Source organism: Achromobacter sp. (genome assembly GCF_050285585.1).
In the GTDB taxonomy this organism is placed as follows: domain Bacteria; phylum Pseudomonadota; class Gammaproteobacteria; order Burkholderiales; family Burkholderiaceae_B; genus Achromobacter.
Genome location: NZ_JBLZXF010000002.1, coordinates 353,669 through 367,723, shown reverse-complemented (window position 1 = coordinate 367,723; position 14,055 = coordinate 353,669). Strand labels below are relative to the sequence as shown.

The 14,055-nt window shown below is 67.2% G+C and carries 13 protein-coding genes; 12 read left to right on the top strand and 1 reads right to left on the bottom strand.

Annotated features, from left to right (window positions below):
* The 12 genes from ACN6PJ_RS04875 (at position 1) to ACN6PJ_RS04820 (ending at position 11,945) form a co-directional block, all read left to right on the top strand.
* A complete protein-coding gene (locus tag ACN6PJ_RS04875; protein ID WP_427994770.1) occupies positions 1 to 960 on the top strand; it encodes an ABC transporter ATP-binding protein in 960 nt (319 codons plus the stop codon).
* Complete coding sequence (locus ACN6PJ_RS04870; protein ID WP_427994769.1) at positions 957 to 1,670, top strand: ABC transporter permease; 714 nt, start codon at positions 957 to 959, stop codon at positions 1,668 to 1,670. Before ACN6PJ_RS04875 ends, ACN6PJ_RS04870 begins: the two co-directional genes overlap by 4 nt.
* Positions 1,667 to 3,049: a GldG family protein gene (locus tag ACN6PJ_RS04865; RefSeq protein WP_427994768.1), complete on the top strand. Its 1,383-nt coding sequence runs from the start codon at positions 1,667 to 1,669 to the stop codon at positions 3,047 to 3,049. The genes ACN6PJ_RS04870 and ACN6PJ_RS04865 overlap by 4 nt, the downstream gene beginning before the upstream one ends.
* Positions 3,046 to 3,585, top strand: a complete 540-nt coding sequence (locus ACN6PJ_RS04860) for an electron transporter SenC (RefSeq protein WP_427994767.1) — start codon at positions 3,046 to 3,048, stop codon at positions 3,583 to 3,585. Before ACN6PJ_RS04865 ends, ACN6PJ_RS04860 begins: the two co-directional genes overlap by 4 nt.
* 314 nt (positions 3,586 to 3,899) lie before the next feature.
* Entirely contained in the window at positions 3,900 to 4,805 is a 906-nt protein-coding gene (locus tag ACN6PJ_RS04855; RefSeq protein WP_427994766.1) for a branched-chain amino acid ABC transporter permease, read from the top strand.
* Positions 4,805 to 5,785: a branched-chain amino acid ABC transporter permease gene (locus tag ACN6PJ_RS04850; RefSeq protein ID WP_427994765.1), complete on the top strand. Its 981-nt coding sequence runs from the start codon at positions 4,805 to 4,807 to the stop codon at positions 5,783 to 5,785. The genes ACN6PJ_RS04855 and ACN6PJ_RS04850 overlap by 1 nt, the downstream gene beginning before the upstream one ends.
* 2 nt (positions 5,786 to 5,787) lie before the next feature.
* Positions 5,788 to 6,528: an ABC transporter ATP-binding protein gene (locus ACN6PJ_RS04845; RefSeq protein WP_427994764.1), complete on the top strand. Its 741-nt coding sequence runs from the start codon at positions 5,788 to 5,790 to the stop codon at positions 6,526 to 6,528.
* A gap of 4 nt (positions 6,529 to 6,532) precedes the next feature.
* Complete coding sequence (locus ACN6PJ_RS04840; protein WP_427994763.1) at positions 6,533 to 7,189, top strand: ABC transporter ATP-binding protein; 657 nt, start codon at positions 6,533 to 6,535, stop codon at positions 7,187 to 7,189.
* 17 nt (positions 7,190 to 7,206) lie between these two features.
* Complete coding sequence (locus ACN6PJ_RS04835) at positions 7,207 to 8,643, top strand: aldehyde dehydrogenase family protein (RefSeq protein ID WP_427994762.1); 1,437 nt, start codon at positions 7,207 to 7,209, stop codon at positions 8,641 to 8,643.
* A 27-nt stretch (positions 8,644 to 8,670) separates the two neighbouring features.
* Complete coding sequence (locus ACN6PJ_RS04830) at positions 8,671 to 9,423, top strand: glucose 1-dehydrogenase (RefSeq protein WP_427994761.1); 753 nt, start codon at positions 8,671 to 8,673, stop codon at positions 9,421 to 9,423.
* 56 nt (positions 9,424 to 9,479) lie between these two features.
* The gene (locus tag ACN6PJ_RS04825; RefSeq protein WP_427994760.1) at positions 9,480 to 10,604 is read left to right on the top strand and encodes a zinc-dependent alcohol dehydrogenase family protein; all 1,125 of its coding nucleotides are present in this window, start codon (positions 9,480 to 9,482) and stop codon (positions 10,602 to 10,604) included.
* A 36-nt stretch (positions 10,605 to 10,640) separates the two neighbouring features.
* Positions 10,641 to 11,945: an ABC transporter substrate-binding protein gene (locus ACN6PJ_RS04820; protein ID WP_427994759.1), complete on the top strand. Its 1,305-nt coding sequence runs from the start codon at positions 10,641 to 10,643 to the stop codon at positions 11,943 to 11,945.
* Positions 11,946 to 12,068: 123 nt separating this feature from the next.
* Here ACN6PJ_RS04820 and ACN6PJ_RS04815 read toward each other — a convergent pair whose 3' ends face one another.
* On the bottom strand, positions 12,069 to 13,751 hold the full coding sequence (locus ACN6PJ_RS04815; RefSeq protein ID WP_427994758.1) for a diguanylate cyclase: 1,683 nt from the start codon (positions 13,749 to 13,751) through the stop codon (positions 12,069 to 12,071).
* Positions 13,752 to 14,055: the final 304 nt, after the last annotated feature.

The window sequence follows — 14,055 nt, the reverse complement described above, 5'->3', positions numbered from 1 at the left end:
ATGCAGCCGGTTGTCGCCTTGCATGAAGTCTGCAAGTCGTTCGGGCCGCGTCAGGTCCTGCACTCACTGAGCCTCTCCGTGGGGCCGGGCGAGATCGTGGGCCTGCTGGGTCCGAACGGCAGCGGCAAGACCACCACCTTGCGCCTGATGGCGGGCTTCTATGCGCCGGACAGCGGCCGCATCACGATCCGCGGCCGGCAGCCGGCCGCGGGGCGCGGCAACGCGGACATCGGCTACCTGCCGGAACGCGCGCCCCTGTACGACGCGCTGACGGTGTCGCAGTACCTGGACTTCGTCGCGGGCGTGAAGGTGGCCGGCGGCGCCGGGGTCCGGCGGCAGGCGATCGAGCGGGCCATCGAGGGTTTCGACCTGCAAGGCGTGGCCCGCACGGTGATCGGGCGTCTCTCCAAGGGGCAGCGGCAGCGCGTGGGCCTCGCCCAGGCCGTGCTGAACGATCCGCCGGTCCTGTTGCTGGACGAGGCGACCAACGGGCTGGATCCCGTGCAGATCGTCGAGGCGCGCGCGATGATCCGGCGCTGCGCGCAAGGGCGCGCCGTGGTGTTCAGCAGCCATCTGATGCAGGAAGTGGAGGCCTTGTGCACGCGCATCGCCATCCTGCGCCAGGGCCGGCTGGTCGAGGACGCCGTGCTGGGCGAGGCGCCGGCCGCGCTGCAACTGAGCCTGGCGCTGCCCCAGGCAAGGCACGCGGACCTGCGTGCCGCCTTGCTTGCCTGCCCCGGCGTCAAGGGCGCAGATGCCGAAACCGTCGATGCAATGCACAGCAAATGGCGCATCGGCTGGGACAGCCAGGCGGGCGGAGGCGCGACCTGCGACGCGGTGCTGCGCATCGTGCTCGCGCACGCGGAACTGCGAGCGGTCCTGTCGATGCAGGACGCCGTCGAGGCGCGGCTGCTGGCCGCGCTGGCGCCGGGCGACGCACCATTGCGGAGGCGCGCATGAGAGGCTTTCTCGCCCTATACCGCAAAGAGCTGCGCACCGATTTCGGATCGCCCGTGGCGCTGGCGGTGGTGGCCGTGTTCTGGGCCCTGTCGGGCTATCTGTTCAGCTTCAACCTGTTTTTCGTCAGCACGGGGCAGATGGTGACCGCCTTCCACAACATGACCATCCTGCTGATCCTGGTGATGCCGCTGGTGAGCATGCGCGCATTCGCCGAGGAGGCCAGGCAGGGAACGCTCGAATTGCTGCTGACCCTGCCACTGCCCGATTTCACGCTGGTGGCCGCCAAGTACGCGGCCGGACTCACGGTGCTGGCGTTGATGCTTGCGGGCACGGCTTCCGCCGTGTTGCCGCTGGCCTGGTATGGGCAGCCGGACTACGGACCCATTGCCGGCGGCTATATCGGCGTGTTCCTCTATGGCGCGCTGTTCCTGGCCATCGGCATCGCGGTATCCAGCGCCTGCACCAACCAGATCGTGGCGGCCAGCGCGACCTGGGGCATCCTCGTGCTGCTGTGGTTCATCGATTACCCCGCGGCGCTGGACGCCTTCCCGGCGCTATCGCCGTTCTTCCAGGCGCTGTCGCTGTCGGCGCAGCACGTGGATTTCATCCGCGGCGTGCTGCCCGGCCCGGCGACGGTCACGCTGGCCAGCCTGACGGTCCTGGCGCTGATGGTGGCGGCCGTCAATCTCAAGCGCTGGAGGCTGCGATGAACCGCCATTCCGTGCGCAGGGCGGGGCAGCGCCTGGCGTTGTGGCTGCCCGTGATGGCCGTGGCGGCGCTGCTGCTGGCCCTGAACCTCTGGGCCGCGCGCCACCTGGGCCGCGTCGATCTCACCGCGCAGCGCCTGTACAGCCTGGCCCCGGAGAGCGTGGAGGTGGCCAGGCAGGTCGCCCAGCCGGTCGAGGTGACCTGGTTCTACGACTTGCGCAACAAAAGCATGGTCGACGCGCTGGAGCTGCTGCGCCAATACGAGCGCGCCAATCCGCTGATCCGCGTGCGCGGCGTGGACCCGGCGCTGCGTCCGGCCGAGGCGCGCGAGGCGGGCATCCAGTTCGCCGGCAGCGCCGTGCTGGCTTCGGGCGCCCGCCGGATGACGATCAACGGCGGCACCGAGACGGATTTCACCAACGCCCTGATCCGCATCGGCCAGCGCGGCGCCCAGACCATCTGCTTCACGCAGGGCCATCGCGAGGCGCCGCTCGACAGCCTGTCGTCGCTGGACGATCTGGAAGAACACGACGGCGACGAAAACCTGGTGGCCCGCGTTGAGGTGCATGAGCAGCACGGCATGGCGCTGGCCCGTAATGCCTTGCGCACCCTGGGGTTCGCCACCCGCGGCGTGAACGCGGGCGGCCTGGCGCAGGCGCTGCCGGGATGCGCGGTCGTCGTGGCGGCGGGCCCGCGCGCGCCCTTCGGCGACGGCGACGCGCAGGCGCTGCGCGACTGGACCCTGGCCGGCGGCAAGACTTTGCTCTTGCTCGAACCGGATGCGCCGCACGGACTGGACTCGCTGCTGGGCGCGTTCGGGATCGCGCGGCCGCCGGGCGCGCTGGCGGATGCCGCCAGCCACTACCGCAACGATCCCGGCAGTCCGGCGGTCAGCGACTACACGCGCCACAAGATGACGCGCGGCCTGCCCTTGAGTTTCTTTCCGGGCGCTGCGGGCCTGGAGCCGGCGGGCGACAGCCTGCCCCGGGGCGTGGTGGTGACGCCGTTGGCGCAGACCTCGGACCAGGCGCAATTGCCCGGCCGCTCCGCCGCGCGCTATGCGCTGATGGCGCTGGCCACGCGCAACGCCCAGGCGGCTGGCGAGGACGGGTCGGCGCGGCCCACGCTGCTGGTCGCCGGCGACAGCGATTTCGCGACCAATCGCCATTTCGCCGTGCTGGGCAATGGCGCGCTGTTCACCAACGCCGTGTCGCTGCTGGCGGGCGAGGACGCGCTGCTGACGATCCGGCCTCGCCACTACGAGAACCGCCGGGTGGAATTGACCAACCGCCAGATGCGGACGGTCTTCTGGACCAGCACCGTGGCCTTGCCCATGCTGGCGCTCCTGGCCGGGCTGCTGATGTGGTGGAGGCGCCGGTGAGCGCCGCCCGCGCCGGATGGTCGCTGCTGCTGGCGGCGGGCATCGCCTTGTCGCTGTGGCAATGGCGCGAGGCGGCCGAGTCGCCGCAAGCGCATGGCGGCCATACTCATCTGCACGACGATTCCGGCAAGCCCGCGCGTCTGTATGCGTGGGACGCGGCCCAGGCCGCCCAGGTGATCCTGGCTACGCCGGGCGCCACCTTGCGGATGCGCCGGGGCGCCCAGGACTGGACCGCGGCGCCGCCGGAAGCAGGGAGGGGGTTCGACGCGGCGGACTTCGTGGCGTTGTTCTCGCAGGCCCGCAGCGACCGCGTGCTGGCGCCGCAGCCGGGGCAGCCCTATGGGCTGGCGCCTGCGCAACTGCGGATCGAAGTGCGCGACGCCGCCGGCGCCACGCTGGCGAGCCTGGACGTGGGCGCGCTTGTGCCGGATGGATTAGGCCGTTATGTGCAGGTGCCGGGCGAGCAGCAGATCCGGATCATCCCTGCCTACCAGACCCGCGCGCCGCTTGCGGCGATGGCGCTGGACAACCCTTGATGCGCGGCCTCTCTACGGATCGCGAAACCTGGCTTGCACAAAGATAAATAGTCGCTGAACAGGCGCATACCTATACTTCAAATCCATTAACAGGCAGGTTCCGCCCGTCCCTCAACGGCCCGCGGCACGTGCCGGATAAGCGCCTTTCCTCCGACTCGCGACACGCTGCGTCCGGACACGGAAAGGTTGATAACGAGACATCGGCGCGCTGTGCGCGCCAGGGCGACAGCCCGCACGGCAAGGCTCGCGGTCTCCGTTGTTGCGGCAACGGTCGCGCGGGCGCGGCGGGTGCTCAGCGTAATGGGAGAAAACGCTTGACCTTGGATCTACTGCCTCTCGCCTTGGTGGATGGCGTGGCATACGCCAGTCTGCTGTTCCTGGTATCAATGGGGTTAACCCTCGTGTTCGGCGTGATGGGCATCCTGAACGTCGCCCACGGCGCCTTCTACGCGTTCGGCGGTTATGCGGCCGCCAGCTTCGTGATGTTCCTCGCGCCCAAGACGGACTCTCCCATCCTGCTGTTCGCCGCCTTGTTCGCGGCGGCCGTCGCGGTGGGGCTCGCGCTGGGCAGCATCATGGAGTTCGTGCTGATCCGGCGCGCCCAGAACTACGATCCCATCCTGAAGCTGCTGCTGACCTTCGGCGGCTTTCTCATGCTGGAGGATATCCAGCGCATGCTGTGGGGCGCCCAGCCCTACAGCGCCAGCGAAGTGGTCAACCGCCTGGGGAACATCGAACTCGGCGACATCACCTACACCACGTACCAATTGGTCGTCGTCCCGGTGACGGCGCTGCTGGCCTACGTGTGCCTGGAATTCTTCCTGCGCCACACCAAGCTGGGCAAACAGACGGTCGCCACCACGCACAACCGAGAGGTCGCCACCTCGCTGGGCATCAACGCCAAGAAGATCGGCTACGTCACCTTCGTCATCGCCACCATGCTCGGCGCGCTGGGCGGCGCCATGGCCGCGCCGACCACGTCGCTGGTGCCGGGCGCGGGCACGGACATGACCGTGCTGTCGTTCGCGGTGGTCGCCACCGCCGGCCTGGGTCAGATCACCGGCGCGCTCATCGCCTCGCTGCTGATCGGCGTCATCCGCGCGATTGCCGTCTACGCGGCGCCGGAACTGGAAGTGGCGGTTCCCTACATCATCATGGTGCTGGTGCTGATCATCCGGCCGCACGGCCTGTTCACCGTGGCCCAGGCGAGGACGATCTGATGAAAGTGCCCGCAATCAGCCTGCTGGCCGCGCTGGCCACTCTCGTTCTCGGCTACACGTATTCCTGGACCATCACGCCCATCGTCATTGGCCTGACCTACGCCATCGCGGCGCTCGGCGTGTCGGTCATGGCCCGCGCGGGGCAGATTTCGTTCGGCCACGCGATGTACTCCTGCATCTCGGCCTATACCGTGGCCTTCCTGGCGCGCGCCGTGCCAGGCGCGGACGCGCTGACCCTGATCCTGGCCGGCGTGCTCGCCAGCTTCCTGGCGGCCATCGTGATCGGCCTGTTCGTGGTGCGGTACCGGGGCATCTTCTTCGGCATGCTCAACCTGGCGCTGAGCATGGTGTTGTTCGCGCTGCTGGGCAAGCTCTATACGCTGACCGGCGGCTCGGACGGGCTGCGCATCGTGCGTCCCGCCATCGCGGGCATCGCGATGGAGCGGGAGTCGTTCGAGCGCGCGCTGCTGGTGCTGACGCTCGTCCTGTCGCTGGCGCTGGCCTGGTGGGTGCAGCGCTATTTCCGCTCGGGCAGCGGCCAGGCCCTGTCCGCGATCAAGACCAACGAAACGCGCCTGGAATACCTCGGCTTTTCCGCCTACTTCATCATGTGGAAGGGCTACCTGCTGTCGGCCGTCGTGGTGGGTTTCTCGGGCGCCATCCTGGCGTTGATGCAGGGGCTGGTCACGCCGGAAATCGGATCCTGGCTGCGATCCGGCGAGTTCGTGTTCATCACCATCCTGGGCGGCGCCGGCCATGCGGCGGGCGCGTTCCTGGGCGCGGTGGGATTCGAGTCGGTCAAGCTGGTGTCGGCCGCCTATTTCCCCGGCCTGTGGCAATTCCTGCTGGGCCTGACGCTGATCCTGGTCATTTTCATGTTCCCCACCGGCTTCGTCGGCCAGATCATGAAGCGCATCGAGGCGCAGAAGCGCGAGCAGAACCGGGTGGAATCCCCGGCGCGGATCCCGGTGAGGAATTGACGATGAAACCCCTCATTAAGACGACAGACCTGTACCTGGCCTTCGGCGGCGTGGTGGCCGCCGACAATATCAATTTCGAACTCCACGAGGGTGAACGCCTGGCGGTGATCGGGCAGAACGGAGCGGGCAAGACCACATTTATCAACATCTGCACAGGCTACCTGGCGCCCTCCAGGGGCAAGGTCTATTTCGACGGGCGCGACGTAACCGCGATGGCGCCGCGCAAGATCGTGCGCCTGGGCATGGGGCGTTCCTTCCAGCTGCCGCAGCTGTTCACCGAGCACACCGTGCGCCAGTGCGTGCAGATCGCCGCCGCGCGGCGCAACAAGGAATTGAGCTGGTTCCGTTCGCTGGAAAGCACCATCGACGCGAAGGAAGTCGATGCCACGCTGGACCTGGTCGGATTGCTGCCGGAAGCGGACGAGCTTTCCATCGGCCTGCCCGAGGGCAAGCGCAAGCTGCTCGACGTCGCGATGGCGCTGGCGCTGCAGCCCAAGCTGCTGATCATGGACGAGCCCACCAGCGGAGTGGCCTCGGAAGACAAGTTCGGCCTGATGGAGACCGTCATGCACGCGCTGGAGGAACGGCGCGTGACCAGCTGGTTCGTCGAGCACGACGTGGACATCGTGTCGCGCTACGCCACCCGCGTCGCGGCGTGGATCGCGGGCAAGGTGGCCGCGGACGGCACGCCCGATGAAGTCTTGAACAACGCGCAGATCAAAAGCGAAGTGCTGGGAGCCTGAGAACATGCTGAACCTATCGGGCGTCAATGTAGACCTGGCCGGCAACCGCATCCTGCGCGACGTCAGCGCTTCCTTCGAACCCGCCAAGACCATCGGCATCGTCGGCCGCAACGGCGCCGGCAAGACCACGCTGTTGCGCACCATCATGGGCCTGACGCGGATCAAGTCCGGCAAGATCGCCTTCGACGGCATCGACCTGACCGCGCTGCCCGGCCACCGGCGCGCGGCGCTGAAAGTGGGCTACGCGCCCGAGGACCGGGTGATCTTTCCCACGATGACCGTGGAAGAGAACCTGCACCTGCCCTGCGAAGTGCAGGGCCAGTCCAGGGACGAGATACAGGCGCGGGTCGCCGCGGTGCTGAAGGTGGTGCCGCAGCTGGAGCCGATGCTCAAGCGCTCGGGCTCGGCCCTGTCGGGCGGGCAGGGCAAGATGGTGGCGCTGGCGCGCGCCGTCATGGTGGGCACGCGCCTCCTGATGCTGGACGAACCCTTCCAGGGCCTCGCGCCCAAGCTGGCGCGCGACTATACCGAAGCGCTGGCGCGGCTGAAGGAGCTGCAACCCGACCTCTGCGTGGTGATCACCGAGTCCAACGTGAAACTGCTTGGCGACATCCCAGACCAGATTTGGACGATCGAGCGCGGCTCGATTTCCTTGAACTGAATTCGACGGAGACATTCATGACGCAGATGATCATCAACGGCCGCCAGGTCGACGCGGCCGACGGCCGCAGCATCGAGGTGGTTTCGCCGGTGGACGGCAAGGTGTTCACCACCATTCCGCGCGGCCAGCAGGCCGACGTGGATGCGGCGGTGCAGGCCGCGCGCGGCGCGCTGGACGGCGAATGGGGCCGCATGACGGCGCTGGATCGCGGCCGCTTGCTGCTGCGCCTGGGCGAGAGCGTGCTGGCCCACCATGAGGAACTGGCCCAGCTGGAATCGCGTGACACCGGCAAGCCCATGTCCACCGCGCGCGCGGACATTACGGTGCTGGCGCGTTACTTCGAGTTCTACGGCGGCGCCGCCGACAAGGTGCACGGACAGACTATTCCCTTCCAGAAGGACTACTCCGTCCAGCTGATTCGCGAGCCGCTCGGCGTTACTGCCCATATCATCCCGTGGAACTACCCCGCGCAGATGTTCGGCCGCAGCGTGGCGCCGGCGCTGGCCATGGGCAACGCCGCGGTGGTCAAGCCCGCCGAAGACGCCTGCCTGTCCATCATCCGGGTGGCGGAGCTGGCCCTGGAAGTGGGCTTCCCCGCGGGCGCCCTGAACATCGTGACGGGCCTGGGCGAAGAGGCGGGCGCCAGCCTGTCGCGCCACCCCGGCATCAACTTCATCACGTTTACCGGCTCCAACGAGGTCGGCGTGCTGATCCAGCAGGCCGCGGCGCTGAACGCGGTCAAGTGTGTGCTGGAGCTGGGCGGCAAGTCGGCGCACATCGTGTTCGACGACGCCAGCTACAAGCTTGCCATTCCCGCCATCGTGAAGGGCATTGTCCACAACGCCGGCCAGACGTGCACCGCCGGCAGCCGCCTGCTGGTGCAGCAGGGCATCTACGCGGATTTCATGAAAGCGCTCGCGGAGGAGTTCTCCAAGGTGCGCGCCGGCACGCCGGACATGGACCTCACTTGCGGTCCCGTGGTCAACAAGGCGCAGTTCGACCGGGTCAACCGCTATATCGCCAAGGGGCTGGCGGATGGGCTGAAGGTGGTGGCCGAGGGCGGTATCGCCGACGGCGTGCCCGAGGGCGGGTACTTCGTCAAACCCACGCTCTTCAGCGCGGCCACCCATGACTCCGATCTGATGACCCAGGAGATCTTCGGACCGGTGCTGGTGGCATTGCCCTTCGCCGACGAAGCCGAGGCGATCCGTCTGGCCAACGCGACGGACTACGGCCTGCTGGGCGCGGTCTGGACGGAGAACGGGGGGCGTCAGCAACGCGTGGCGCGCGGCATCAAGTGCGGCCAGGTGTACATCAACGGCTTCGGCGCGGGCGGCGGTGTGGAGCTGCCATTCGGCGGCGTGAAGAAGAGCGGCCACGGACGCGAGAAGGGCTTCATCGCGCTGGAAGAAATGAGCACGACCAAGACGATCATCCAATTCTATGGCGAGTGATCGCCGGACAAAAAGCGGAGACAGGAAATGAGTCAGTTGCAAGGCAAGGTCGCCATCGTTACGGGCGGGGGCAGCGGTTTCGGCGAAGGCATCGTGAAGCTGTATGCCAAGGAAGGCGCCAAGGTCGTCATCGCCGACATCAACAAGGAAGCCGCGGACCGCGTGGCGCGCGAAGTGGGCCCCGCCGCGCTGGCGATCAAGGCCGACGTATCCAGCCGGTCCGACATCGACAACGTCGTGCGCACCTGCCGGGAAACCTTCGGCTCCGTGGACATCGTGGTCAACAACGCCGCCATCACCCACAAGAACCAGCCCATGCTGGATGTGGACGAAGCGATGTTCGACCGCATGTTCGACATCAACGTGAAGTCGATCTACCACATGGCGCAGGCCGTGGTGCCCGTCATGCGCGAGCAGAAGCGTGGCGTGATCCTGAACGTGGGCTCGACCGCGGGCATCCGTCCGCGTCCGGGACTCAGCTGGTACAACGCGTCCAAGGGCGCCGTCAACGTGCTGTCCAAGTCCATGGCGGTGGAGCTGGGCCCCGACGGCATCCGCGTCAACGCCATCTGCCCCGTCATGGGCATCACGGGCATGTTCGAACTCTTCATGGGCCTGCCGGACACGCCGGAAAACCGGGCCAAGTTCGTGTCGACCATTCCGCTGGGCCGCTTCTGCCAGCCGTCCGACGTCGCCGCCGCGGCGCTGTTCCTGGCCAGCGACGCGGCCGAGTTCATCACCGGCGTCGAGTTTCCGGTGGACGGCGGCCGCACGGTATAGCGGCCGCAGGCCCGGCACCGCCCGGGCGTTCCCCTCTTTCTGTGGATGATAGGCGTATGAAAATCAGAGCGGCGCTGTTGAGGGAAGTGGGGGTGGAAGGCCCCTACGCCCAGACCCGGCCATTGAGCATTGCCGAGGTCGAACTGGACCCGCCGGGCTTCGGCGAGGTGCTGGTCAGGATCAAGGCGGCGGGACTGTGCCATTCCGACCTGTCGGTCATCAATGGCGACCGGCCCCGCGGCGTGCCCATTGTGCTCGGGCACGAGTCGTCCGGCGAGGTCGTGGAAGCCGGTCTCGGCGTGACGGACCTGAAGCCGGGCGACCACGTCGCTCTGGTGTTCGTGCCCAGTTGCGGTTGCTGCAATCCGTGCATGGAGGGCCGGCCGGCGCTGTGCGAACCGGGCGCGGCGGCCAATACCAAGGGCACGCTGCTGGGCGGCGAGCGCCGCCTGCACATAGGCGACGAGTACCTCAACCACCATACCGGCGTGTCGTGTTTCGCCGAGTATGCGGTGGTGTCGCGCCGCTCCTGCGTGAAGGTCAACGTGGAGCTCAGCCACCGCGAGGCCGCGCTGTTCGGCTGCGCCGTGCTGACGGGAGCCGGCGCGGTCATCAACCGCGCCCGCATCAAGATGGGCGATACCGCGGCCGTCGTCGGGCTGGGCGGCGTGGGCCTGAGCGCCCTGCTGGCCGCCGTCGCCGCCGGCGCCCGGCGCGTGGTCGCGGTGGATCTCAGCGACGAGAAGCTGGCGCTGGCCAAGGAGCTGGGCGCGACGCACGTGGTCAATCCCAAACAGGTCAAGTCGGACGACGATCTGTTCGATCTGGCCGGCGGCCGCGTCGACTACGGCTTCGACATGGCCGGCGCGGTGCCGGCCTTCGAAACCGCCTACAAGCTCACGCGCCGCGGCGGGGCGACCGTGACCTCGGGCCTGCCCAATCCCAAGTTCAGCTTTCCGCTGTCGCTGTCGCAGATGGTGGGCGAAGAGCGCGAGATCCGGGGCAGCTACCTGGGCTCGGGCGTTCCGGCCATCGACATCAGCCGCTACATCGACCTCTACAAGGCGGGCAGGCTGCCGGTCGATCGCATGATGGGCAAATCGTTTTCGCTGGACCAGATCAACGAGGGGTTCGACCACCTCGCCACCGGCGGCAGCCTGCGCGACGCCATCGTTTTCTAAGGGCGCAGACCCGATAACAACACTGGAGACTAGACCATGAAACTCTCTCGACTGGCGGCGCTCGCGGGCGCCTCCCTGCTGTCCGGCGCCGCGGCGCTGTCGAACGCGGCGGACAAGCCCAAGGAACTGAACATCGGCATTTCGACCTACCTGTCGGGGTCGGCCTCGGTATTCGGCGTTCCGGCGCGCGATGCCGCGGAGATCCTGATCCAGGACATCAACGCCAACGGCGGCATCGACGGCGTGAAGCTGGTGCCCAGCTATATCGACGAAGGCGGCGGCGGCGAGAAACTCCTGTCCGAGTACCGCCGCCTGGCGGAAGGCGGCACGCGCGTCATGCTGTCGGCCATTTCCAGCGGCCATTGCAATATCGTCGCTCCCGTGGCCGAGGATCTGAAGGTGCTGAACGTGCTGTGGGACTGCGGCACGGAAAAGGCGCTGGAAGGCAAGAAGTACAAGTACGTGGTGCGCACGCAGGCCAACGCCACCACTGAAATGGTCGCGCAGGTGCTGTACCTGATGAAGGTCAAGCCCGATTTCAAGACGATCGCCATCGTCAACCAGGACTACGCCTGGGGCCGTGACTCGCGCGATATCTTCCTGGCCGCGCTGAAGAAGTTCAAGCCTGACGTCAAGGTCGTGGCCGAGATGTTCCCGAAGTTCGGGGCCGCCGATTTCTCCACCGAGATCAGCCGCCTGCAGGCCTTGCGCCCGGACGTCATCGTCTCCACGTCGTGGGGCGGCGATCTGGACAACTTCGTGCGCCAGGCCTCGCAGCGCAATCTGTTCAAGAACTCGACCTTCGTCCTGTCGCTGGCCGAGAGCTCGCTGGAGCGCCTGGGCAACGCATTGCCCGAAGGCGTCTACGTCGGCGCGCGGGGCGACCATTACTTCCTGCACCCCGAGACCAAGGACGATCCGCAGCACCAGGCTTTCGTGAAGAAGTTCCACGACAAGACCGGCGCCTATCCCATCTACTCCGTCTACCACATGGTGCAGGCGATCCAGGGCCTGAAGGCGGGCTACGAGCAGGCCATCAAGGCCAACGGCGGCGCATGGCCCACCCCCGAGCAAGTGGCGGCCGCCATGCACGACGTGACCTTCAAGGGCTTTGGCCGCGACGTGAAGATGCACCGGGCCGACGGCCAGGGCCTCGAGGCGCAGCTGTTCGGCGTGACGAAAAAGAGCGACAAGTACCCGTTCAAGGTGCTGGCCGACATCACGATCGTCCCGGCCGAACTGGTCACCCCGGGCGTGACCGACACGTCGATGGAATGGATCGAAAAGAACCTGACGCCGGACGCGCTCAAGAGCGATCAGATCAAGGTGTATTCGAACTGAGCAATCTATGCCGTGTGCGGGACTGGCCCCGGCGAGCGATCGCCGGGGTCTTTTTTTGAATCACCCCGGGGACAACGGCGCTTCCTTTTTGGGGGCATCGAACGTTGGGGGGCGGGCCTGGCGTCAGACCCGCCTTTCCCACAGCACGCAGTTGCGTCCGTTCAGCTTGGCCTTGTACAGCAGTTCGTCGGCCCGGCGCGAAAGCTGCGCCAGGGCCCGGGCGTCGCTGCCGCGGGCATGGGCGACTCCAAAGCTTGCGGTCAAGCCGAAGCGCCGGCCGTCGCCGGCGGCTATCCGCGCGTCCGAGATGCTCACGCGCATGCGCTCGGCAATCTCGTGGACCGCATCGGCGTCGCGGCTGCGGCAGAGCACTGCGAACTCTTCGCCTCCCACGCGGGCGACGACGTCCGATTGGCGGAAAGTCCTGCGGCACAGATCGGCGACGGTCCTGAGCGCTTCGTCGCCCGTGGCGTGGCCGTGCGTATCGTTGACGGCCTTGAAGTGGTCTATGTCGAACAGGATGAAGGCCAGGCCTTCCTCATCGCGGCGCAGGTCCCGCAACGCGGCCTCGAGCCGCTTCTCGAACGCGCGCCGGTTCAGCAGGCCGGTCAGGAAATCCGTTTCGGCCATGATCGCCAGGTCCTGTATCAGGCGGTCGCGCTCCAGTTCCAGCTTGCGCACGGCGGCGGCATTGTCGTTGAGCACGTTCAGGGCCTTGAACATGTGATTCACCTCTCCGCGATACTCATCCGCGGGGATGTCCGCCACCGCGCCGCCGTTTGCAATCTTGCCGATGATGTCGGTGGCCCTGACGAAGGGCCGGATGACGCGCTTGCGGAAGAGGGCCAGCCCGATGATGAGGGCGGACGTGAGCATCGCCGCGGCCGCGAGGGTGGTCAGCAATACCCGGATCGCGGCCACCCGGCTTTCCCGGATGCGCCGCTCCACGCCGTCGAGCATGAGGTCGCGGAAGCGCACGATCGATTGCATCCGCGGCACGTAGTTCGCGCCCAGTTCGTACATGGTCACCGAAGCCCCTTCGTCGGCGCCTTCCGCCTGGGCGCGCACGCTTTCGATGTAGTTCATCCCCTCGCCGAAGTACTGCGCCTGCATATCCCGGTATGCCGGCGACGCGGCGTGCCGCGGCATGCTGGCGATGTTCGCCTCGATCAGCCCGCGCAACTTATCGATGCGGCCCACGACGCGCTCAATCCGGAGCTGGTCGCTGGCGGTGAGCGAGCGACGCTTGGTCAGCGCGGGCGCGAAGGTGGAGCCCAGCAGTCCGGCTTGTTCGCGCAGGTCTCCGGCCAGCAAGGCCAGGGTCAGCAGGTCGAAGTCTTCGCCCTGGTTCCGGGCGACCAGGGCGATGCCGTCGGACATCGTCGCGCGCAGTTCGGGGACCAGCGCGACCATGTTCCCGACGACGGTCCACAGATTGAAGCCCGAGATGCTTGCCCTGGGCGCGGCGATCGCCGCGTCGGCGCCTTCGCGGGCGTCGAGCAGGGACTGGCGGATGCGCTGGAGATGGGTGAATTCCTTGGCGCCGTTCGTATTCTGGGGCGCGCGGTAGAGGGAGAGAAGGTCCGCGATCTGCGCATTCGTGCGCTCGCGCGCGTCTTCCAACGCGCGCGTGATCGGGCTTGGCAGGGGAGGGTCGGCGCCCATGGCCGCGTTCATGGGGCCGCGCTCGGCCGAGACCGCCTCCATGGCTTTCAGCGTCGCGCGCACGATGACGAAACCTCTCAAGGCGTCGTCGGTGGCGGTGAGGGAGCGCCAGTTCTGCTGCACCACGATGGCGGTCAGCATGGAAACCGGCAGAGCTACGCCGGCGGCCAGTGTCAGGAAATACCTTTCCAGGGATTTAAGAGCGAAGACATTGCGAAACATGCGAAGACACTGGCTCGGATCAATGACTGGCGGCAGATTACTTGAAATGGATCGCCGGCAGCATTGTTTTCCCGCATCATTTCGGCGGTTCGGGTTTTGTGTCGCATTAAGTCGGAATATCTCGTGCCGGAAGGCCTGGGCGGCCGGCCGCGAGCCGCGCGGAGAGCGCGTTGGCGCCCGTGCCGGCCTTGGAGTATGTTGCGGGCTGGGCGGCTCCGGGCCG

Excerpts from the sequence above, each read along its gene's own strand:
- ACN6PJ_RS04875 (WP_427994770.1), top strand. The coding sequence starts at position 1 with ATGCAGCCGGTTGTCGCCTTGCATGAAGTCTGCAAGTCGTTCGGGCCG.
- ACN6PJ_RS04870 (WP_427994769.1), top strand. The coding sequence starts at position 957 with ATGAGAGGCTTTCTCGCCCTATACCGCAAAGAGCTGCGCACCGATTTC.
- ACN6PJ_RS04865 (WP_427994768.1), top strand. The coding sequence starts at position 1,667 with ATGAACCGCCATTCCGTGCGCAGGGCGGGGCAGCGCCTGGCGTTGTGG.
- ACN6PJ_RS04850 (WP_427994765.1), top strand. The coding sequence starts at position 4,805 with ATGAAAGTGCCCGCAATCAGCCTGCTGGCCGCGCTGGCCACTCTCGTT.
- ACN6PJ_RS04845 (WP_427994764.1), top strand. The coding sequence starts at position 5,788 with ATGAAACCCCTCATTAAGACGACAGACCTGTACCTGGCCTTCGGCGGC.
- ACN6PJ_RS04840 (WP_427994763.1), top strand. The coding sequence starts at position 6,533 with ATGCTGAACCTATCGGGCGTCAATGTAGACCTGGCCGGCAACCGCATC.
- ACN6PJ_RS04835 (WP_427994762.1), top strand. The coding sequence starts at position 7,207 with ATGACGCAGATGATCATCAACGGCCGCCAGGTCGACGCGGCCGACGGC.
- ACN6PJ_RS04830 (WP_427994761.1), top strand. The coding sequence starts at position 8,671 with ATGAGTCAGTTGCAAGGCAAGGTCGCCATCGTTACGGGCGGGGGCAGC.
- ACN6PJ_RS04825 (WP_427994760.1), top strand. The coding sequence starts at position 9,480 with ATGAAAATCAGAGCGGCGCTGTTGAGGGAAGTGGGGGTGGAAGGCCCC.
- ACN6PJ_RS04820 (WP_427994759.1), top strand. The coding sequence starts at position 10,641 with ATGAAACTCTCTCGACTGGCGGCGCTCGCGGGCGCCTCCCTGCTGTCC.
- ACN6PJ_RS04815 (WP_427994758.1), bottom strand. The coding sequence starts at position 13,751 with ATGCTGACCGCCATCGTGGTGCAGCAGAACTGGCGCTCCCTCACCGCC.